Here is a 641-nt window from a genome sequence, read left to right as displayed (position 1 = left end):
AACAGCAGGGATCCCAGCTTTGTTTTTTCGTATGACACAGTTTACCAGCAAGCGATCCCAGAAATACGGCGACGGGATCCCCTCTCCAAGCGCCGGTTAACCCTTCAACCAGCATGCAGACGGGACAGGCCAAGACCCAACAGGGAAGGCAGCTTCCTACAGCCCAACGATCTGGGTGTTTTCAAAAGTAGCCAGGATTTCATCCAGATCCTTGTTTTGCACCGAGTAGGTAGCGGTGGCATCGTTGCCAAACTGAATTTCGTCCCCGTCCTCCAGATCCCGAAATTCCACCCGTTGCCCGCCCACGTAAAGGCCGTTGGTGCTGGGGGTGCCCTGAATGTCTCCGTCGATGATTTGGTAAGTGAACCCATCGGGAGAAGAGGGGGATTCTGTTTTGACCAAAATGGCGTGGTAGCGAGAGGCGTACTGGGAGTCGATGCGAATGCTGTTGCGTGGATCCCGGCCTAAGGAGTAGAGCTCAGCCGTCAACCAGTAGGCTTTTGGCCCATGACGATCCTTGACGATGAGCACGTGATTGAGGGCTGGTCGGCGAGGGGGCGTGGTCATGAAAGGCACCCGCTTGCACAACACTGAGGGCAAGATAGCCAAAACATAACATAGGATCCCCCAGGTGGATCCCT

At 55.2% G+C, this 641-nt stretch carries 1 protein-coding gene; it reads right to left on the bottom strand.

Annotation, left to right across the window (positions count from 1 at the left end; all coding sequences use genetic code 11):
• Positions 1-156: 156 nt before the first annotated feature.
• Positions 157-641 (bottom strand): FHA domain-containing protein (locus tag NW820_RS13280; RefSeq protein ID WP_414407762.1); only part of this gene is annotated, 485 nt, incomplete at its 5' end.

Origin of the sequence: Synechococcus sp. R55.7, from assembly GCF_047461955.1 — a bacterium.
Lineage (GTDB): Bacteria > Cyanobacteriota > Cyanobacteriia > Thermostichales > Thermostichaceae > Thermostichus.
The sequence above is the reverse complement of the archived record's forward strand: the minus strand, read 5'-3'. Positions and strand labels throughout refer to the sequence as shown.